Genomic DNA, 19,927 nt, shown 5'->3' on the forward strand with positions numbered 1-19,927 from the left:
CATCAATCACCCCATTATTTCTTACAAGAGGGCTTGTATGCATTCATCCGATTCTTTCCATGAATCAGTGAAAAATGAACCTTACTATGATAGGGGAGATATACTTATGGAAAAACTAAGAAGCTTTATTCTAAGTCTTTATCCAACTACTAAATTCTTATTTACCGCCTTATTGATGATGACCCCGTTACTGTTGCCAGGTTATATCTATTCCTATTTGGTTCCCGTGCTGTGTTTGATTATTGCAATGGCAGCTGGAAAAACAAAACTGTACGTAGACTTCGTCTTAAAAGGATTGGTACCGATTGTTGTCATGATTTTTCTTTTGCAATCATTTTTCTACCCTGGAGAGAACATATTGTGGTCATGGAGCATCTTCTCCATTAAACAAGAAGGAATTGAATTCAGTTTACAATTAACATCCAAAATATTGGCGGTGGGATCAGCCATTGTTTTATTTTTTCAGATTACAAAAATCAATGATTTATCACGGGCTTTAGAAATAGCAGGAGTTTCGCCAAAAGCTACCTATGTACTTTCATCCGCACTTACTATTATTCCGGAAATGAGACTGCATTTAATACGGATCATGGATGCACAAAGAACCCGCGGTGTTGAAACGGAAGGAAACCTAAGTATACGAATAAAAGCATTTGTACCGGCATTGACCCCACTGATATTATCCTCATTTTCAAGCACAGATGAGAAAGCCATCACGTTGGAATCCAGAGCTTTCACAGCCCGGACCAAAAAGACAAGCTTGCACCATTTGGAAAAGACGAAGAGTGATCATGTAGTAAGAGCCATCTTATTGATTGTATTTGTTTCCATCCTGATCTGGAGGTTTTTCTTATGAGTGGAATAGAGATTAGAAATGTATCATACCAGTACCCTACCGGAAGTGAAAAGGTATTGCATGATCTGAATCTTACGATTGAAAGCGGGAAGTTCTATGCGCTCGCCGGCGTGAACGGCGGAGGGAAGACAACGCTCTGTAATGTGATTCGGGGGTTCATTCCACACTTTTTCAAGGGAGAACGAACTGGAGAAGTGCTGATTGATGGGAAGGATGTTCAAGATTGGGATCCAAGTGATCTTGCCCAGAAGGTGGGGTTTGTGTTTCAAAATCCATTCACCCAGATCAGCGGCGTGAAGGAAACTGTTTTTGATGAGATTGCTTTCGGACTGGAGAATCTAGGGGTCGAAATCAGTGTGATTAAACAGAAAGTTCAAGACATTATTAAATTGCTGGGTATTGAGTATATTCAAGACAAAAACCCGAATGAGCTATCAGGAGGACAAAAACAACGGGTGGCTTTAGCCTCGATTATCGTAATGGAGCCGGATATTCTCATTTTTGATGAACCGACATCACAGCTGGATCCACAAGGTACGGAGGAAATATTCAGGGTAATCGATATTATGAAGAAAAAAGGAAAAACAATTATTTTAGTAGAGCACAAAATCGAATTGATTGCTGAATATGCAGACTATGTGATCGTTCTTCAGGATGGACAGATTAAGAAACAAGGAAGAACGGAAGAAGTGCTTTCTGAAGAGGGTACACAGGACTATGGTTTAGGATTGACCCAGTATACGCTATTGGATTTAGAAATGCGAAAACACAATATGCATACCGAAAGAATACCCATTACTGAGAGGGACTCCGTTCAAGTGATGAAACAATGGATGGAATTACAAGGGGTGAAATTATGAGCTATTTAACTTTAAATGACGTTACCTATTGTTATCCCAATGGTTTTAAAGCGGTTGAGAATGTCAGCATGTCTTTCGAAAAGGGCGAATCAGTAGCCATTGTTGGACAAAATGGTGCCGGGAAAACCACAACAGTGAAAATGATGAATGGATTAACAAAGCCAACACAAGGTGATGTGATCATTGATGGGTTGAATACAAAAGATTACACAACAGCTCAGATATCCAAAAAAGTGGGATATGTCTTTCAAAACCCTGATGATCAAATTTTTCACGAAACTGTAAAAAGTGAAATTAGGTTCGGGCCTAAAAACCTTGGATTTTCAGAGCAGAAGATTGAAGAAAACGTCATGAAGGCAGCAGAATTGACAGGAATCGTGCCATTCTTGGATATACATCCGTATAACCTGCCTTATTCCATGAAGAAATTTGTCACCATTGCCTCGGTCATTGCAATGGATACAGATACGATTATCTTAGACGAGCCAACGGCCGGACAAGACTCCCTGGCCATTAAAAGACTGGGGTACATTATTGATTCATTGGTTCAAGAAGGGAAAACGATCATTACCATTACACATGATATGGAATTTGTCGTGAACAACTTTGAACGCGTCATCGTGATGGCAAATAAAAGAGTCGTTCAGGATAGTCATAAGCAAGATGTTTTCTGGAACCATGGTGTCCTGGAAGAAGCGATGTTAAAACAGCCTCATATCAGCCGGTTATGCAATACATTAAATATCAATGAAAAAGTTTTAGATATCAATCAAATGATTAATGTGCTAAAAAAAACTTCAAGTAAGGTAAAGGTCACTCTATAAACTGGAATCCACTAGGGGGAGAATCGAAATGAAAATTGGTATTATACATGCAACCTGCAATGCTGTAGCACCATTGAATGAAGCCTTCAAACAATTGGCACCAGACGTGACGGTTTTAAATTTTGTTGATGAGAATATCCAGTATCATGCCAACCAAATGAATGGAATCGATGACAAATCATTTCGGGATTTTGTCCATATGGCCAGTAAAGCACAGGAAGCGGGAGTAGACGCGATTATTGTAGCATGCACCGTGCTAACCCCTGTACTGGATTCGGTTAAGCCATTTATATCCGTCCCGATCTTTGCGGTGGATCGTCCGATGTTAGAAAAGGCCGTAACTCATTATACGAAAATAGGCGTTGTGGCGACGACTGCGCCATCCGGGCCGGCAACGAAAGCCCAATTAGAGAAGCTTGCCGATGAATGGGGCAGGGAAGTGGAAGTTGAAACGGAGATTATTACGCAGGCGATGACAGAATTGAAGGCTGGTCATGAGGACGCACATAATCATCTGAATCGTCTTGCGGCAGCGGAATTACAAAAAAAAGGATGCGAAGCAATCATTCTTGCACAGATCACGCAGGCATGTGCAGAAGTTGAAACGAGTACATTAGGACTCCCGGTGTTAACCAGTCCGAAAGAAGCGGTAAAAGCAGTTATCGGTGCATTGCAAGGGGATAAAGTAAACGCTTAGTTACGGTACTTCCCCGTTCCTCAGTCCTTGAAATGATTTCAAACAAAAAGGAGAGATTTCAATGAAAGTAAGTTTTATTGGATTAGGCGTGATGGGCACAGGTATGGCATTCAATCTCGCAAAAGGTGAAAAAGAAGGTGAGTATGATTATCTTGTGTGTGATGCCAATCCACAGGCATTAGAAGAATTCAATGCACAAGGGATTAAAACCACAACGAATATCTTGGAGACAGCAGATAGTGATTATCTATTTCTTTGTCTGCCAGACTTAGAGATTGTAAAAAAGGTTGTAGTAGGGGAAAACGGCTTACTGAAATATATGAAGCAGGGTCAGACAATTGTCGACTTTAGCACCATCAGTTATTTAGGAGCAGTAGAAGTCGCAGAAACCTGCAGGGAGAATGGTATCGAATATATGGATTGCCCCATTTCGGGTCATCCCAGAACAACGGTCGAAGGAACACTTACGATCATGTGCGGCGGGAACGAAGAACTATTTCACACATTAAAACCTATGCTTGACCGGATGGGGAAACAGATCCTCTACATGGGTGACAATGGGGCTGGGCAGCTGACGAAAATGATTAATAACTGTGTATTGAATATTTGTTGTGCAAGCTTCAGTGAATTATTACCCGTTGGAGTGAAACTTGGTTTGGATCCAGAGAAACTCGGTGATGTATTAATGACGGCAACTGGATCAAGTTTTGCTTCAAAAACATTGATTCCCAAGGTCTTAGAAGGGGATTTTGAACATAGTTTTTCACTTGAAAGAGCCTATAAAGACATGGAAAGTATGAATGAAGTGTTAATGAAATACCAAATTCCACTACCAACCTTGAGTGGAACAATGCAAACGTATCAATTGGCATTACAAAACGGACAAGGTGATTTCTACAAGCATGCCATGATTTGTTATTTTGAAGATTTGTTAGGTGTAAAGGTCCGTAATAAGAACTTTCAAGAAGCAGAAGCTGAATTGGTAAAGTAGTACATAAAAACATAGCAGGGGGGTGAATTTAGTGCGCTTTGGTGTGATTGCAGATGATTTTACCGGTGCCAGTGACATCGCTTCTTTCTTTGTGAAAGGCGGACTCAGTACCGTTTTATACTCTGGAATACCTGAAATGGATGAGGTTCCAAAGGCAGAGGTATGTGTCATTGCCTTGAAAACACGTACTCAAGATCCAAATGACGCTGTCGACGATTCACTCGAGGCGATCGCCTGGTTAAAAGAGCAGGGTGCGCAACAGTTTTATATAAAATATTGTTCTACCTTCGATTCTACACCTGAAGGGAATATCGGCCCGATTTGTGATGCTGTAATGGAAGAACTGGACGTTCCTTATACGATTCTTTGTCCTGCCCTTCCCGTAAATGGACGGGTTGTGAAAAATGGATGTTTATATGTAAATGGGGTTCCATTGCATGAAAGCCCAATGAAAGATCATCCTCTTACGCCCATGCGGGATTGTGATCTGGTTCGTTTAATGGACGTTCAGAGCAGATTTCCCAGTGTAAAAATGCCCGGCGATTTAGACAAGGAAGAAGTAAATGAATGGATGACAGGAATAGCCGCACAACATAAGGATTCGCCTTTTTATATCGTACCAGATTACGAGAAAGAAGAAGACGCGGAAAAGCTGGTAGAGTTATTTGGAGAACTCAAACTCATCACAGGTGGAAGTGGTCTTGCCTATCCATTGGCGAAAATGCATAAGGAACAAGCGGATGCGGATGACTTTGAGCGATCAGATTCACCTGCGTTACTGTTAGCAGGAAGCTGCAGTGAAGCGACTCGAAACCAGATTACAGAATATCAACAATCAGGTGGTAAAACCTATTTTATGGATCCTCTTAAATTGATTTCAGGCGAAGAATCGGTCGAGAAGATTTGGAATGTTATTTCTCAAAACAAAGAAGAATCCATCCTGGTATACAGCAGTGACACACCTGAAAAAGTGCGGGATATTCAACAAAAAGGCAAAGAAGAAGTGGCCGGAAGATTAGAAAAAGCCACCGCAGATCTGGCAGAACTGGCTGTTGAAGCCGGGTTTCACAGAATCATCGTGGCAGGCGGAGAAACGAGTGGGGCGGTGGCCAAAAGGCTTGGGTACAATGGGTATCATATTGGAGATAGTATTTCACCAGGAGTACCTACTATGATACCAATTGAAGATAACCGTATTCGAATGGTGTTTAAAAGCGGAAACTTTGGACAATCTGACTTTTTCCTTCAAGCCTTATCTTTAACATAAGAGAGAAGTGGAAAATATGGATCAAACATTAGAAAAGAAGATTAAAGATGCTATTTGGGTTGCCAAAAGTCTCTTTCAACGCGGTAAAGCAACTGGGAGTGTTGCGAACCTAAGTTTTCTCCACGAGGGCAAAATGTATGTGACTGCTACTGGAACATGCTTTGGAAATCTGAAACATGAGGAGTTTGCTGTACTGGACATGGATGGAATGCAATATGGTGACATGAAACCAAGCAAAGAATGGCCATTACATTTGTCTGTATACAAAGCAAAGCCTAATGCTGGTGCAGTTCTTCATGTTCACAGCACGTATAGTGTGCTTTGGAGTTGTCTGCCTGAACTGAATGAATCGGATTGTGTGCCGGACCATACTCCATACTTGAAAATGAAACTGGGAACAGTCGGCTTAATTCCTTATGAACAACCGGGTAGTCAAGAATTGTTTCGCGTGTTTGAGCAACGCGTACATGCAAGTGATGGATGGCTGTTGAGCCATCATGGCCCAGTAGTACCCGGAAAAGGTATCATGGAAGCATTTTTTGCATTAGAAGAATTAGAGGAAAGTGCACATATTGCCTGGGAGCTTCGGAAAGTTAATACAGAGTGACGGAAGGAAGCACGGGGACGGTTCTCGTGCTTCCTTTTTCTATTATAAGAGAAGCAACAGAACCGTCCCTATGCTTCTTTATTTAACTTTCAAGCTTTAACATTGAAACCTATAGTAATAGAGGTAACGTCACTCCTCTTTCTTTGAAAATACATATCTAGCATTAATGAAGAATAAAGTACCGAAGAAAAATAAAGCGATAAGCAACCAGCTCGCAATAGCGGAATATTCTCCGTTTAGTAGAAATTCACTTGTTAAATTCACTAATACCATCATTGCCATAACGGTATACATGCTGATTACATATTTCATTGTATAGCCACCTTTCTAATCGTATGGAACCACCAAGCATATGCATGATGGCTAATACCATAGTTTCCACTATAAACCAATTTATAATATTCATGCTATGCTTTTACACATTTTCTATTTTTTTTCATACGAAGCATAGAGAAGCATGGGGACGGTTCTCATGCTTCTTTTTATAAAAGAAAGTTTCTATTCCTTTTCTGTTACTTAAGAATTGAGTAAAAATGACTATTTTATAGAATGTCCTTGATTCATAATAGAACGAACATAGAAACGATGGTACGATATTCTATGAATTGGAATTTTATAGGATGTTGAAAAATAAATAGATTTATATAGAAAGGACCGATCCTATGCACACTGAAATCCAGATTCAGTACTCAGAGACGGAAAGGGCGCTCTCCAAGCTTCGTCAGACGATTGACGCCTGGAATACAACGTTCCCTAAGCATATTGGCGGGGCGAACGAACTGGAGGTCATCCACAAGCTGAATGAACTCAATGAGCAATGCCAGAAGATGCTTGAGAGCTATCAGCAGCTTTTGATAGAAAACCAGTCGGCCACGCAACTTTCCGTAGAAGGCATGGAAGAAGCCGATCGTACTCTTTCTTCTACCATGGCCTTGAGCCGGTAAGGGAGGCACTCTATGAAAATACTGGATGTTGACGGCTTTCAACATGGAATAAAGGAGATAGAGGAAACCCTGTCTTCCCAGAGAGATCAGGTAGAGCAGATTGAAAGAGCCGTTCAGGACGTGGTCAATCTGGATGATGCGTTTAAGGGGGAGGGAGGGAATGCGATCCGGGATTTCTACCGGAGTCAGCACCTTCCCATGTTGGAACAGTACCAATTGTTTTTATCCGACTATCAATCCATCATCAGACAGATGAAGGAGGCTCTTGATCACGTGGAGCCATCGCCTGACGGGTTTATGAGGCAGAGCTTTCTGGACAACGAAGTAGAAGAAGGTCTTCACCGGGCACGGCAGATAACGGTGGAACTGACGGAGGAAGCCAATGCTACCATCAGAAGTGTATCAGACATCGTATCGGTGCCAAGAATCCAGGACTGGTCCTTTTTACAGCAGGTGACCCATGCCCAGGAGGAAAAAGAACGCAGCCTCCGAAAGCTGCATGAGTTTGATCATACTCAAACGGCTACGCTTTCTTCCCTTGAAGAACAGGTCCACACGATGACCCAGCAAATCGCACAGCTTCAAACTGTTTTTCAAAAAGGAAAGCTTGGTATAATAGAGAAGAAGACTCATCAGGGAGACTCATCGTTTCTATCCAAACTATCCGAGTTTACATCGGTCATGGCCAAAAATAAATTATCCGAGTTTCTTGGGACCGTGGAAGGAGCCCTGTTTGCGATCGTCGATATCGTCAGCGGTCTCGTCGACACGCTCATCGCCCTGTTCACCGATCCCATCGGATTCTTCAAAGGCATCATTCATACCGTCCTTCACCCCATCGACACGGCGAAGTACATATGGAAGGACCTGAAACAATCCTTTGAAGAAGAAGTCGTCAACGGAGACGTGCGAAGCAGGGCGAGATACTTTTCCTATGCGGGAACCTATATCGCCGCATCCATTTTCGGAGCAAAAGGCGTAGACAAAGTCGGCAAGATGGGCAAAACCGGCAAAATGAGCTCCAAGACCGACGTTCCCTACAACGTCATGACGACAGCCAAAATCAAATCCTTCATCCACAACGGAGTCAAAAGCACCTTTGGAAAAGTGGAAGACACTGCGCATCAGCTGCTTTCTTCACGAACTGGAAAAAGGGCACTGGGACTGAACGCTTTTTCTGGACATCTTCAAGAGCTATTCAGGAAAACTAGAAACGTCTTAAATCCGAAGAAAGTAAAATCGGTGATGGAGAAGACGTATCAAAAGGTGGTTACCGGTCCGGTTTCGAGGGTTGCGCAGTCTGAGGCTTTCTCCAGGATGGGAAAGGTGTTGTTGAATGAGGATGGGCATGTGGTGGTGTCTGGGAAGGATGGGGTTCTGCAGGTTGAGAAAGTTAATGATGGTAGTAAAATTACAGAGACAGCTGGTGAGAATAGTAAAGGTAGCATAGATTCTCAAAATATTGCTGCATTTATAGAAGGTAATAAAAAATTCGATGATGTCCTAGATGATTATGCTAAAATGTATGCTGAGAAGATTAATTCTAATGAACCCTGGTCTTGGGGAGAAGACATCTTAGGCGCTGAGAATTTATCATTAAAGCAGAAACGCTTGATAAAAGAACAAGCTATTTCAAATTCTCATATACCACAAGTTCTAGTTAATAAAGTAGAGGGGATTCGTTATGGATTTGCTGATTTTGTTGGTGCTGGTTTAGTAGAAGAGACTGTTCATTTACCAGTGGAACTTTGGAAGCTATCTGATAAAAAACAATTTACCTGGCTTGATCAACAAATTGGTGGTCATCGAAAAGGCATGACATGGCATCATACTGAAATACCTGGAAAAATGGAGCTAGTTCCCTATGGAATTCATAATATAACACTCCATAATGGCGGAAGGACAACAGGAATGTGGGCAGATGCCCCTAGATGATTTTAAGGAGGAGTTTATGTGGATATTGATAAATCAACCTTAGCACTACCTTTACCGACGGATGAATTATTTGCTAGGAAGGAAAAGTTTTGGCGCGTTGAATTACCTAAAGACTTTGTAGACTTTATGAAAGAAAATAATGGTGGTAAACCAATAGAAGGTACCTTTAATTGTAATAATCATGAGTATGCTATCGATCGATTTCTCTGCTTTTTAAAGACTCCAAGAGAAAGTGATTTAGGTATTTATGATATAGATGTGACCTTAACCCAACTTGAAGATAGACTTACAGATAATGAAGATCTTGTAGGTGCAGATATGATTCCGATTGCGGTTTTATTTGCAGGTGACTTTGTATGTTTAGATTATAGGGAGAACAGAAAAAATCCAAGCGTCGTGGTATGGAGTCATGAAGAGTCAGCTGAATTAGATCCGGTAACCTATTTTATCACTAATACATTTACAGAATTCCTTTCTGAAATTCAATAATTTTAGAATGACTTATATTTTTTTAAACAACAAACTATTATGGCATGAGCTTAATATAATCTATACTAATGAAAGATTGCACGGGGACGGTCCCCGTGCTTTTTTTACAAGGGGACAAATTTCTTACTGACAAGAAGGGCCGAGAGACCTGTCTATCTGGCCGCCCTAAGCAATACTACTAATAAAGTCTAGGATACTTCGGTTAAACATCGAAGGGTTTTCCATGTTGGCTAAGTGCCCGCAGTCTGGAATGATTCCTCGTGTAATGAGGCTATTCAACGATGATAGCTGGTGGACCGAATCCACTTCATGTTTTTCGTTTCCGCCGTTTATAAGTAGTGTAGGGACAGTCAACTTCTTTATTTGCTCATCAGATACTGCCGGATAATGATAAGTGAAGCACTTCACCACCCTGTGTAATGTGGTTTCCCAACGTGGGCCATGGAGAAGAAGATAGTCTTTCGCTACTTCAGGCGCTTCTGCTTTGATGTTATGTAAAAAATGATATTGTCTTTCCATGATAGCGTGCATGTCTTCGGGGATCTTTGGAACATAGCCTGTCAGGACAATGCCTTTTGACAATTCGGGATATCTGATTGCTGCGTGCAGGGCAAAACTTGCTCCCATCGAAAGTCCAATCAAGATACCAGGCTCCCTTTTCCTGAGTTCACTTATAAGCCACTCAAGTGTATGCTCGAAAAAGGGGTCATCAGCATCCCGGCTATTCTGACCGTGTCCCGGCAAATCAATTGGAATAACAGTGAATTCCTCACTTAACGAACCTAATTGCTCTTTAAAATGCATTTCTCCTGTTCCCATTAAACCATGAATCAAATAAACATTCTGCGTCACTTTCTCCACTCTCCTCACTTCTATATGCCTATGTACTAAGTTTATAGAGTAAAGCTATTGTTGAGAATGAGCCTGAGATGGACTTTTGTATAGGTCTTAAGGCTTATAGGGAAGGAGGGACGGACTTTCCCATCACCATCCACTCCAAACTCCGAGAATAATGATCCTTCACCCAATACGTCAACGTCCCATCCTGCTCAATTTGATAACGCAGGTCGGCTTTCTGTAGTCCTTCAATCATCAATGGACGTAAGTCACTCATCATTTCATTACTTTCTTCTATATAAGTAGAGAGTATTTCAGAATGATACGAGTTGGCATTTGCCGATGACATCAGATAGTCGACGGTTGCCTGTTTGATGACGTACAGTTCGACGGTTTTGTTATGTAGCTCCTTAAATTCCCGAGGAGGATTGAGGTTAATTAGCTTCTGGTAATTCTGAGTGAGCACCATATCCGTTTCGTTGATGTCTAGTGTCAGGGATGAAAGGTTTCCGTTAGCAGCATTGATCTTGGTCATCAGCTGTTTGAAGCTTTGATCGCTGGAACTGAAGTATTGTTGTCGTTCCTGCAGGTAGCTTCGTATCTTTTGTTCCTGCTGTATTGTGATTTCGTTGTAGATCTTCATGGGTAGTCCGCTTGCGAACAACGCCAGGAGGATAAATCCGATGACGCCCCATGACCATTTGGGAGCTTTCTTTCTTTTAGGTCGATAGCGATTATCATTCCAGTAGTCTCTTTCAGCTATAGGCATAAGTGGTTCCTTGTTTCGTTCGATACTAGTAAAATACTCCTTTTATGTTACCATAATATTACATGTAGGTGATTTATATTTTTGAACATAGATAGGAGAACATTATGGCCAAACATGGTGAAGGTTTAGGGTATGAGATTGTAAAAGGAGTTTTAGCAGGAGAAATCATTGAACCGATTACATACGAAAAGGTTAAGATGTTTTGTGAGGATAAGGGGATCGAGGCAACCGTCAGTGATATGAGGGTGATTCTACCCAATGATTCCCATAGCCCGACTTATAAGAAATATTTCAGTCGTGTTAAGGCATGGACAAAACAAAAAAGAGAGCTTTGGCTTACCTCACTTGTAAGCCAAAGCTCTCTTTTTTCATTAACCTAAAGAGACATGGGGACGGTTCTCCCAGCGTATTGGCCACAATAGACTCAAAGCTCCTCCTGAAAATAGAGCACAAGAACAGTCCAGTGAGTACCTGAAGAGACCGTCTTCTAAGACGGTCTGCGAAGATTAAAAGAATGATTAATTCATTCTGTACTTATGGCTATCGGGGTTAAAAGGCGTAAAGTAGGAAACGGAATAGTCCAAATTAATGATTTCACTATATTCAAATACTTTACCGTTTTGAAGAATTCCTCTATTAATAATTTTCATCGCGGCGCTTCCTTTTTTGCAATTAAGTAAATTAGCGTCTTCTTTATTTACGTTCACAGCACTGTATGTTGTGATAAAGTGAGATATTTTATAATCACATTGCTGAACATAATCATGTATTGATTTTTTTACTTCGTCTTCATTAAGATCTGGAAAGTAAGAATAGGGCAATGTTGTGGTTTCGATTTGCACTTTTTGATAATCCACAATTCGGACTCGCTTATATTCCCAGAGTGTTGTTTGTTCCCCGTTTATATCAAAAATCTTCTCTAAGTTATTATCTGGGGTTATCTTTTTTAAATAAATGATTTTGGATTGGATGTCTTTGAATTTTTTTTCAGTTAGAGAATTATAGATCAATGGGCTTTTGTATTTGATTTCATTTACGAAAACACCAGATCCTTGAATCACTTTGATACATCCAATATTCGTAAGTTTTTTTAATGCCTCTCGAATGGTATACCGTGATACTTCGTAATGATGTGCAAGTTCTCTTTCAGTAGGGATTTTTTCGCCAGCTCTGTATTTATTTTGATAAATTTTACTGAGGATATCATCCGTAATGAAATCTCGTTTCTTCATATTTTTTACCTCGAGAATTTTTTTAACAACCAGAGCTTTTTTATTTGAAAATCCCTCTAAAGCGAAAATGCTTTAGAGGAGCGGGTCGAAAAAAGCTCTGATTATTATGGTGTGTGAATAGTCCCGTTGGGAATGCGTGATTGGGTCCATTCGTGCTTGCGATAAATGACCGGGTAATCTTTAGCCATCTCTTCATTAAATTCTACTCCTATCCCCATTCGTTCGATAGGATAAATATATCCATCGACTACTTCAACAGAGTTAGGAAACATTTGTTTCGTCGTTTCATCTGGTTCCTGAAACTCTTGTATGGCTGCATTATGAAGGTGAATATTCAAATGTGTATTAACAGCGACTCCAATAGGGGTCATATCAGATGGTCCATGCCATGCAATTCGAACACCAAAGTTTTCACATAAAGCAGCCAATTTAATTGCAGGAGTAATTCCGCCGATTTGAGATACATGGCAGCGAATATAATCAATTTGACGATTTATGATGAGGTTTCTCCATTCGGTTGGATTATTAAATAACTCTCCTGTTGCAATTGGTGTAGTACATTGTGTTCGTAATTGAGACAGCCATTCATTTTGATCAGGAGGTAAAATATCTTCTAAAAAGAAGAGCTTAAATGGTTCAAGGTCTTTTGCCAATTGAAGTGCCTGGTTAGGGAATAATCGTTCATGGACATCATGAAGAAAATGAACGTCATAACCGTATTTTTCACGTAAAGCTTTAAACATTGTTACTACATCTTTCATGTAGATATCCGGATTAAAATATTCTCCCTCACTTAGATCTCTTGGTAAGTGCATATGTTGATTTTTGCCGCCATACAAACCTAATTGGCAACGAATATGGCGGTATCCTCTACTTAGTAATGAATCAATATTCAAGAATAGCTCTTCCAGTGTTAATCCATCCGCATGCGCATAAGCCGCAATAGCATTTTTGGATTTCCCTCCCAATAATTGATAGAGTGGCATATTGGCTATTTTAGCTTTTATATCCCATAAAGCCATGTCAACACCGGCAATAGCGTTATTAATAACAGGACCATTTCTCCAATAAGAATTGACCATCAGCATCTGCCATATGTCTTCAATATTATTCGCATCAATATTTAATAGTAGCGGTTTTAAGTATTCATCTATAATGGTCTGTACAGCTAAAGGGCGTTGCTGAAACGTTGCACAGCCGTATCCATGGATACCTTTATTTGTTTCAATTTTTACAACGATAAGATTATGTCTATGTGGATTAGTCACAAATGATTTTACGTCTGTTATGATTGTCGGTTCCAACTGTGATTCTTCCTCTCGGTTTAAATTGCGTTTGTCAACTCGAAGCAATTTATACCTAAATTAAAGCATAGTGAAAACGCAGCGTCAATTTGGTATGAGAAGTAAGTTCATACAGAACATTTACCGTACCAATTTTCTGAGGTTATTAGCATAAATGCTTGATTTGATAAGGTTTGTTAATTTTTTTGGTCCTTTTTTAAGCGTTTTCAAAGATTTTTTTCCTGTGCTATTATTGGCATGTCAACTCGAACTGCAAATGAATATGCATGGCTTAGCATTTATACATTTATTCTTCAAGGGGGATGGAACAAACGTGAAAGAAAAAGAAACCGTAAAAAATATTATCCAGTATATAGGTGGAAAGGAGAATGTAAAGAAAGCTTGGCATTGTATGACCAGGCTGCGTTTTGATTTGTATGATGATTCCCTGATTGAACATGATAAGGTGAAACAATTGAACGGGGTCATTGGCGAACAGCTGCAAAGTGATCAGTATCAAATCATAATGGGTACGAACGTACAGAAATATTATGCTGCTTTAATGGAAGAACTGGAGCTTGATGAAATGCCAGAAAAAGACCAAGCAGATCATAAGAAAAAGGGCATCTTCTCACGATTACTGGATGTTGTTTCAGGTGTATTCGGGCCAATTGTTCCGGCTATTGCCGGAGCGGGGATGGTCAAAGGGATCATAGCAGGTCTAATTGCATTGGAAGTACTTTCAACGGATACTGACACAGTAAAAATATTAGACTTGATTGCAAGTAGTGTCTTCTATTTCTTGCCATTTTTCATCGCGGCTTCCGCAGCCAAAATATTCAAAACCAATCAGTACCTTGCCATTGCTATTGCAGCGGGCTTTATGTACCCGACTTTAAATGAAGCGGCTAAGTTAGGGGAAATCTCTCAGTTTCATTTTTTAGGTCTTCCAGTACCAGTCATTAACTATGCCGGTAACGTCATACCTGTCATTCTATCGATTTGGGCACTAAGTTTGATTCAGAGAAATGTTGATAAATATATGCCGAGTGTTTTGAGAACGGTATTCACTCCTACATTAACCTTGCTTCTTGCTTTGCCTTTTGCATTAATCGTAACTGGACCATTAGGAAGTTACGTAGGTCAGGGCTTAGCATTCTTGGTAGATTCATTGTTTGATACTTCAACAATCTTGGCAGGAGTGGTAATGGGAGGTCTTAGGCCAATTGAAATTGTATTTGGTGTGCATCACGCAATGACTCCCATTGCACTACAAAACTTCGCTGACAAAGGATATGACATGCTGATGCCTATGATGTTCATGACAAACATGGCTATTGCAGGTGCAACGTTTGCGATGTTATTTAAAACAAATAGTAAAGCAGAGAAGTCTATCATTATATCAGCAACAATTTCAGCCCTTTTAGGTATTACAGAACCTGCTTTATTCGGTGTACTTATAAAGAATCGTAAAGCGTTTATAGGCTGTACGATCGGCAGCGCAGTAGCCGCGACATTCTTTGCCACTATGGGTGTTAGAATATATGGCTATATCCTTTCAAGTATCGTAAGTTTAGTTGCTTATGTAGGACCGTACTTCCCTTATGCCTTAATTGGCATCGCGATTGCCATTGGTACGGCGTTCCTTGTTACCTACTTTATGGTAAAGAAGTCCGACAAAAGTGTTAAAACAGTTAACAACGCTGCATAAATGAAAAACAGATAGATGCAAATGGGAAGACTTCATTTCCACTATAACGATCTCTTGAAATCTTAGCCATTTCATGAAAGTAACTGCTTGACTTCCTTTTGGAGGTCAGGCATTTACTTTGAATGGACTTGTAGAAAAAATGATAAGGAGAGACATATGAAAAAGATAAAGGTTTTACATAAATTAATTAATAGTGGCGTCATTGCTGTGATAAGAGCTGACTCGAAAGATGAAGCTTTGCGTGTAACTGACGCAATCGTTAAGGGTGGGATGACAGGGTTAGAAATAACTTTCACAATACCGAATGCAGAAGAGGTCATTCGTGAGTTAAAAGAAAGTTATGCAAACAATGAGGAAGTAGTAGTAGGTGCCGGTACAGTCTTAGATGCGACTACAGCCAGAATGGCCATTTTGGCTGGGGCTGAGTATATTGTAAGTCCTTCCTTTGATCAGAAAACAGCGGAATGCTGTAATTTATATCAGATACCGTATCTTCCGGGCTGTATGACTATAACAGAAATGTCCGCCGCCTTAAGAGCAGGTGTTGATATCGTGAAACTTTTCCCGGGAAGTGTGTGTGGTCCCAGTTTTGTTAGCGCAGTAAAAGCACCACTGCCGCAAGTTAATATCATGCCCACAGGTGGTGTCAGCTTGGAAAATATGGACCAGTGGTTTGCAAATGGAAGTGTTGCTGTTGGAGTGGGCGGCGGTTTATTAGCACCTGCTAAGACAGGCGATTTTGATAAAATAACGAATCTGGCACAGAAATACATACAGCAGCTTAAGACAATCAGGGGAGACAGGTAAAATGAGCAATGTTTTGACGTTAGGCGAAATTATGCTACGGTTATCTACTCGCACGGATACGAGATTAAATGAATCGAAACAATTCCAAGTTCATTATGGTGGTTGCGAGGCCAATGTAGCGATTAGTCTTGCTAACTATAACCATAATGTATCTTTTGCAAGCAAGGTCCCTGATAATGCATTGGGACTAGCAGTAAAAAGGCATATGCAGCATTATGGGGTTTCTACAGATTCATTGCTCTTTGGCGGGTCCAGACTGGGGTGCTATTTCTTAGAGACTGGTGTTGGGGAACGTACATCTTCTGTCATATATGATCGTGCTAATTCTAGTTTCTCAGAAATGGATACCTTTGAATGGGAAATGGATTCTTTTTTTAATAATGTGGAATTATTACATATTTCAGGAATTACACCGGCTCTATCAAAGCAATGGGCAATATTGACCCAACAATTAATGAAAGAAGCAAAACGACGGAAAGTGAAAATTAGTTTTGATATTAATTATAGAGCTAAATTATGGAGTCACTCTAATGCAAAAAGGGTATTATCAACTTTGCTTCCGCTCGTAGACTATTGTTCAGCAGGGAAATTGGACGCCATTCACCTTTTAGATATTGAAGAGGCTGGAAGCGATCTTACCTATTATTACGAAGAAATGAGTAAGCTTTATCCTAATATCGAGTTGTTTTATTCAACTTTGAGAGAAATACATTCAACTAGTTACAATACCTTGGTAGGGACCATTTGGAATAAAGGTAATTTATATACTTCAAAAAAACACATGATCACACCTATTATTGATCGTGTGGGTGGGGGAGATGCCTTTTCAGCAGGCGTTTTACACGGATTACTAACAAAACAGGATTATGAATATACCGTATCATTCGCAACTGCTGCTTCCGCAATGAAACACACCATTTACGGAGATTGCAACCAATTTTCTATAGAAGAGATTGAAGAATTCATGAATCGTACAGACCAACGAATTATGAGGTGAATCAGAATAACAATATCTTGCTGTAGATAATCCCCAAGTTGAAAAACATAGGAATGGTTCCATAGTTCATTTATAAAAATGAAGTTAGTAAAGGCATGGACAACCAAAAGAAAGCAGTGGCTTACCTCCCCCGTAAGCGACTGCTTTCTTGCTTCACCAACCTAATAACTTCCTTCACATCCGAACCCCTAAATATAGAAGTAGATTGATCATTCTCCGTAAAATAGATCTCCCCATAAGCATTCTTCCCATCAAACCCAACAATCTTAAAACTGTAAACCTGCTTATCCTTCATCAAAACAAATTCCTGCTTTTTAATCTCAATCACCTCTATAGTATAAATCGGAGTCTTGCTGTTTTAATGCAGAAGATTTATTGTCTTTATGTTTCTTTACGTTCTCCCACACTTCTTCATTTAAGCGGTCCACGCTGATACCCAATGCTATTGCAATTTTCGATAGGGTATAGGATTCAGGGGTTCGTTTGCCGCGTTCAATATTGCTTATCGTGGTTCTGGCCAGACCTGCTTTTTCTTCCAGTTCTCTCTGAGTATAGCCCATTTCATCTCTTCTTAATCGTAATAAAATGGATATGTATTTCCCGTATAATTGCCGTTCTGTCAATGGCTTATCCAATGCTTTGACCCCTTTTACAACCATTATCAAATGGTGAAAAATGGCTTGGAACGGACAAGTCGTCAACTTATTACAATAAATGGTATTTATTAAAAGTTATTTCTCCATTTGCATCTTTATGTAAGGAAAATAAAGGACATAAAATGAGGACTCCTCTTGCTAAATCCCAAATTTAACTAAATAATAGGAATATACTGTTAGACGAAAGGCTGACGATAATGATCGTATATGAAGCTACTAAACAAGAATTTCTGGAAGACGTTTTTCATGATGAATTGGTCAATAATATATGCAGCAATTACACGTCGAAGATTGGAAAGATCAATGAGCGGGAGGTGCGATCTTGGGATAATTCGATGCAGTATATGTTTCGTGTGCTTAGTGATCAAGAGATTCCTAGTGACGCTGGGGTGGCGATTGAGTTTAAGATTCCGCATACGTCGCGCCGGGTGGATTTTCTGATCTCTGGGAAGGATGGGGAGAAGAATTCCATTGTGATAGTGGAGCTGAAGCAGTGGGAGTCTGTTGAGGTGATCAGGGGAAAGGAAGCGATTGTAAAGACGGCGATGAATCGTGGTCTTGTGGAGACGACACATCCGTCCTATCAGGCTTGGTCGTATGCATCTCTCATCAAGGATTACAATGAGAATGCCCAAAACGCGGAGATGGAGCTGTATCCTTGTGCGTATTTACATAATTACTTAAATCAGGGGGAAGAGGATCCCCTGACAGACCCAGTCTATGATTATTATATAGATCAGGCTCCAGTCTTTGTGAAGGGTCAGGCCAAGAAGCTTCGGGACTTTATTAAGCGTTATATTCAGGTTGGGGATAACAAGGAGAATCTTTATAAAATAGAGAATGGTCGCATCCGGCCATCAAAGTCACTTCAGGACTCGTTAAATCAAATGCTAAAGGGAAATGATGAGTTTGTGATGATTGATGATCAGAAAGTGGTATACGAGGAGGCCATTCATTTGGCAAAAGAAGCTCTTCGAACAAATACAAAGCAGGTACTGGTCGTCCAGGGTGGCCCGGGTACTGGGAAATCGGTTCTCGCTATCAATCTATTGGTCCACCTAACCAATCTCAGCATGGTCTGTCAGTACGTTACGAAAAACGCGGCACCTCGATACATTTACTCTACCAAACTGAAAAAAGATTTCAAAAAGGGACATATTGATAACCTGTTTAAAGGATCCGGCAGCTACTTCGATGCTCCTGAAGATGAGTTCGATGCGCTAATCGTAGATGAAGCCCACAGACTGAATTTGAAGTCCGGGATGTTTCAGCATCTCGGTGAAAATCAAACAAAGGAAATTATCGAAGCCTCCAAGTTTTCCATCTTCTTCATTGATGAAAGACAGCGGGTCACGTTAAAGGATCATGGAAGTCTTAAAGAAATTGAACGATTTGCCAAAGAAAATAATGCGCCGCTCACGATCATGAACCTCGAATCTCAATTTCGCTGCAGTGGGTCCGATGGTTACTTAGCATGGCTAGATGATGTTCTTCAGATTAGAACAACAGCAAATGCTAATTATATCGGCAGCCAGTATGATTTCCGGGTTTTCAACGATCCGAATGAACTGAGAAATGAAATCGAGAGAAAAAACGCCAACAACAAATCCCGAATCGTTGCAGGCTACTGCTGGAACTGGGACAAAGAGGGGAAAAGCAACACGGACTATCATGACATTGTGCTTGATGAATTCGACTTCAAGATGAGTTGGAACCTGGATAACTCAGCGACCTGGGCGATCGATACCGATTCCGTCAAAGAAGCCGGTTGCATCCATACATGCCAGGGTCTGGAGTTTGAGTACGTAGGGGTAATCATCGGGGATGACATGAGATATGAAGCTGGACAGGTGATTACAGATCACACCGAAAGAGCTAAGACTGATTCTTCATTGAAGGGTATAAAGAAAATGCTGAAAGAAGATCCAGAAAGAGCTGAGAAGGTAGCGGATGAGATTATACGGAATACGTATCGGACGTTGATGACTCGTGGGCAGAAGGGGTGCTATGTGTATTGTACGGATCCTGAGCTTGGACAGTATTTTGGGGAACGGTTTGAGGAGAGTAGTCAGGAGTATGGTGGGAATGAGTTTTTTAGAAGTGAAAGTATGGTTGCCGAAGGGAAAACGGATTATTAATTAAGTTTGATAACTAAATCTAAGCTT

Annotated in this window: 22 protein-coding genes; 15 read left to right on the top strand and 7 right to left on the bottom strand. The window is 40.5% G+C overall.

The genetic code is table 11. The features are described from left to right. Positions 1-106 precede the first annotated feature (106 nt). The 7 genes from ACOSV2_RS12980 (at position 107) to ACOSV2_RS13010 (ending at position 6,102) form a co-directional block, all read left to right on the top strand. The gene (locus ACOSV2_RS12980) at positions 107-856 is read left to right on the top strand and encodes an energy-coupling factor transporter transmembrane component T family protein (RefSeq protein WP_428975446.1); all 750 of its coding nucleotides are present in this window, start codon (positions 107-109) and stop codon (positions 854-856) included. Then, positions 853-1,716, top strand: a complete 864-nt coding sequence (locus tag ACOSV2_RS12985) for an energy-coupling factor ABC transporter ATP-binding protein (RefSeq protein ID WP_428975447.1) — start codon at positions 853-855, stop codon at positions 1,714-1,716. The genes ACOSV2_RS12980 and ACOSV2_RS12985 overlap by 4 nt, the downstream gene beginning before the upstream one ends. Continuing rightward, positions 1,713-2,540 (top strand): energy-coupling factor ABC transporter ATP-binding protein, encoded by an 828-nt coding sequence (locus ACOSV2_RS12990; protein WP_428975448.1) that lies wholly within the window; start codon positions 1,713-1,715, stop codon positions 2,538-2,540. Before ACOSV2_RS12985 ends, ACOSV2_RS12990 begins: the two co-directional genes overlap by 4 nt. Before the next feature lie 28 nt (positions 2,541-2,568). Continuing rightward, positions 2,569-3,237 carry an aspartate/glutamate racemase family protein gene (locus tag ACOSV2_RS12995; RefSeq protein ID WP_428975449.1) on the top strand — a complete coding sequence of 223 codons (669 nt, stop codon included), beginning with the start codon at positions 2,569-2,571 and terminating at the stop codon, positions 3,235-3,237. Between the two features lie 61 nt (positions 3,238-3,298). Continuing rightward, a complete protein-coding gene (locus tag ACOSV2_RS13000) occupies positions 3,299-4,228 on the top strand; it encodes an NAD(P)-dependent oxidoreductase (protein WP_428975450.1) in 930 nt (309 codons plus the stop codon). Between the two features lie 22 nt (positions 4,229-4,250). Beyond that, positions 4,251-5,495 carry a 3-oxo-tetronate kinase gene (gene otnK, locus ACOSV2_RS13005; protein ID WP_428975451.1) on the top strand — a complete coding sequence of 415 codons (1,245 nt, stop codon included), beginning with the start codon at positions 4,251-4,253 and terminating at the stop codon, positions 5,493-5,495. A gap of 16 nt (positions 5,496-5,511) precedes the next feature. Further along, positions 5,512-6,102 (top strand): class II aldolase/adducin family protein, encoded by a 591-nt coding sequence (locus tag ACOSV2_RS13010; RefSeq protein WP_428975452.1) that lies wholly within the window; start codon positions 5,512-5,514, stop codon positions 6,100-6,102. Between the two features lie 129 nt (positions 6,103-6,231). Here ACOSV2_RS13010 and ACOSV2_RS13015 read toward each other — a convergent pair whose 3' ends face one another. Beyond that, the gene (locus ACOSV2_RS13015) at positions 6,232-6,414 is read right to left on the bottom strand and encodes a hypothetical protein (protein ID WP_324746978.1); all 183 of its coding nucleotides are present in this window, start codon (positions 6,412-6,414) and stop codon (positions 6,232-6,234) included. 350 nt (positions 6,415-6,764) lie between these two features. Between ACOSV2_RS13015 and ACOSV2_RS13020 the strand changes: the two genes are divergently transcribed. The 3 genes from ACOSV2_RS13020 to ACOSV2_RS13030 are packed head-to-tail and all read left to right on the top strand — an operon-like array spanning position 6,765 to position 9,470. Continuing rightward, on the top strand, positions 6,765-7,046 hold the full coding sequence (locus ACOSV2_RS13020; RefSeq protein ID WP_428975453.1) for a YwqI/YxiC family protein: 282 nt from the start codon (positions 6,765-6,767) through the stop codon (positions 7,044-7,046). 12 nt (positions 7,047-7,058) lie between these two features. Further along, positions 7,059-8,981 (top strand): T7SS effector LXG polymorphic toxin, encoded by a 1,923-nt coding sequence (locus ACOSV2_RS13025; RefSeq protein ID WP_428975454.1) that lies wholly within the window; start codon positions 7,059-7,061, stop codon positions 8,979-8,981. An 18-nt stretch (positions 8,982-8,999) separates the two neighbouring features. Then, on the top strand, positions 9,000-9,470 hold the full coding sequence (locus ACOSV2_RS13030; protein WP_428975455.1) for an SMI1/KNR4 family protein: 471 nt from the start codon (positions 9,000-9,002) through the stop codon (positions 9,468-9,470). 165 nt (positions 9,471-9,635) lie between these two features. Here the strand turns inward: ACOSV2_RS13030 and ACOSV2_RS13035 are convergent, their stop codons facing one another. Together ACOSV2_RS13035 and ACOSV2_RS13040 are read right to left on the bottom strand one after the other, a co-directional pair. Then, positions 9,636-10,322 (bottom strand): alpha/beta fold hydrolase, encoded by a 687-nt coding sequence (locus ACOSV2_RS13035; RefSeq protein WP_428975456.1) that lies wholly within the window; start codon positions 10,320-10,322, stop codon positions 9,636-9,638. Between the two features lie 103 nt (positions 10,323-10,425). After that, a complete protein-coding gene (locus tag ACOSV2_RS13040) occupies positions 10,426-11,076 on the bottom strand; it encodes a hypothetical protein (RefSeq protein WP_428975457.1) in 651 nt (216 codons plus the stop codon). 104 nt (positions 11,077-11,180) lie between these two features. Between ACOSV2_RS13040 and ACOSV2_RS13045 the strand changes: the two genes are divergently transcribed. Then, positions 11,181-11,456: a hypothetical protein gene (locus tag ACOSV2_RS13045; RefSeq protein ID WP_428975458.1), complete on the top strand. Its 276-nt coding sequence runs from the start codon at positions 11,181-11,183 to the stop codon at positions 11,454-11,456. 138 nt (positions 11,457-11,594) lie between these two features. Here the strand turns inward: ACOSV2_RS13045 and ACOSV2_RS13050 are convergent, their stop codons facing one another. Both ACOSV2_RS13050 and ACOSV2_RS13055 read right to left on the bottom strand, forming a co-directional pair. After that, positions 11,595-12,308, bottom strand: a complete 714-nt coding sequence (locus tag ACOSV2_RS13050; RefSeq protein ID WP_428975459.1) for a GntR family transcriptional regulator — start codon at positions 12,306-12,308, stop codon at positions 11,595-11,597. 104 nt (positions 12,309-12,412) lie between these two features. After that, on the bottom strand, positions 12,413-13,612 hold the full coding sequence (locus tag ACOSV2_RS13055) for an enolase C-terminal domain-like protein (protein ID WP_428975460.1): 1,200 nt from the start codon (positions 13,610-13,612) through the stop codon (positions 12,413-12,415). 313 nt (positions 13,613-13,925) lie between these two features. Between ACOSV2_RS13055 and ACOSV2_RS13060 the strand changes: the two genes are divergently transcribed. The 3 genes from ACOSV2_RS13060 (at position 13,926) to ACOSV2_RS13070 (ending at position 17,106) form a co-directional block, all read left to right on the top strand. Beyond that, a complete protein-coding gene (locus ACOSV2_RS13060) occupies positions 13,926-15,302 on the top strand; it encodes a PTS transporter subunit EIIC (RefSeq protein ID WP_428975461.1) in 1,377 nt (458 codons plus the stop codon). A gap of 156 nt (positions 15,303-15,458) precedes the next feature. Then, positions 15,459-16,109 (top strand): bifunctional 4-hydroxy-2-oxoglutarate aldolase/2-dehydro-3-deoxy-phosphogluconate aldolase, encoded by a 651-nt coding sequence (locus ACOSV2_RS13065; RefSeq protein ID WP_428975462.1) that lies wholly within the window; start codon positions 15,459-15,461, stop codon positions 16,107-16,109. Position 16,110: 1 nt separating this feature from the next. Further along, positions 16,111-17,106 (top strand): PfkB family carbohydrate kinase, encoded by a 996-nt coding sequence (locus ACOSV2_RS13070; RefSeq protein ID WP_428975463.1) that lies wholly within the window; start codon positions 16,111-16,113, stop codon positions 17,104-17,106. A gap of 121 nt (positions 17,107-17,227) precedes the next feature. Here ACOSV2_RS13070 and ACOSV2_RS13075 read toward each other — a convergent pair whose 3' ends face one another. Together ACOSV2_RS13075 and ACOSV2_RS13080 are read right to left on the bottom strand one after the other, a co-directional pair. Continuing rightward, positions 17,228-17,401 (bottom strand): hypothetical protein, encoded by a 174-nt coding sequence (locus ACOSV2_RS13075; protein ID WP_428975464.1) that lies wholly within the window; start codon positions 17,399-17,401, stop codon positions 17,228-17,230. A gap of 25 nt (positions 17,402-17,426) precedes the next feature. Next, positions 17,427-17,741, bottom strand: coding sequence for a helix-turn-helix domain-containing protein (locus tag ACOSV2_RS13080; protein ID WP_428975465.1), 315 nt, complete (start codon positions 17,739-17,741; stop codon positions 17,427-17,429). Positions 17,742-17,959: 218 nt separating this feature from the next. Here ACOSV2_RS13080 and ACOSV2_RS13085 point away from each other — a divergent pair, with 218 nt between their 5' ends. Continuing rightward, complete coding sequence (locus tag ACOSV2_RS13085) at positions 17,960-19,900, top strand: DNA/RNA helicase domain-containing protein (protein ID WP_428975466.1); 1,941 nt, start codon at positions 17,960-17,962, stop codon at positions 19,898-19,900. Positions 19,901-19,927 lie beyond the last annotated feature (27 nt).

This window comes from Rossellomorea sp. DUT-2, assembly GCF_052665285.1.